We start from the raw sequence: 482 nt of genomic DNA on the forward strand, positions 1-482 counted from the left end.
TCTTTGGCGATGCGGGAGACGAGAGCTGTCGCTTTTAACGAATGGCCGCCCCGCTCAAAAAAGTGATCCCGGATGCCGACGGGGCCGTTTTTCAGCACCTCTTCCCAAAGGGCGCAAAGCTTCATTTCCGTGACGTTCCGCGGGGCGGTGTACGCCTGTCTGTCTGCCGCTCCGTCGGGAGCCGGCAGTGCGCGGCGGTCAAGCTTTCCGCTCGGTGTGACCGGCCATTCGGTCATCTTTATGAACTGAGCTGGCATCATGTAAGCCGGAAGGCGTGTCGCAAGCTCCGCCCGCACGTCATCGCTTTCCCGTCCTTCAATATAGGCGTAAAGCGCGGTTTCGCCGTGTTCGTTCCGGGCGGTGACCGCCGCCTCACGAATGCCGTCGATGCGCCGGATCGCCGCTTCGATCTCTCCCGGTTCAATCCGGTAGCCGCGGACTTTCACCTGTCCGTCTGAACGTCCGAGCCATTCGACTAGGCC

The 482-nt window shown here is 61.6% G+C and carries 1 protein-coding gene; it reads right to left on the reverse strand.

Features of this window, described 5'->3' with window-relative positions; all coding sequences use genetic code 11:
* Positions 1–482: AMP-binding enzyme (locus V7728_RS20430; RefSeq protein WP_335371392.1), on the reverse strand; the 482-nt coding region annotated here is incomplete at both ends.

This window comes from Bacillus sp. JHAA (assembly GCF_036961585.1).
GTDB classification, from domain to species: domain Bacteria; phylum Bacillota; class Bacilli; order Bacillales; family Bacillaceae; genus Bacillus; species Bacillus velezensis.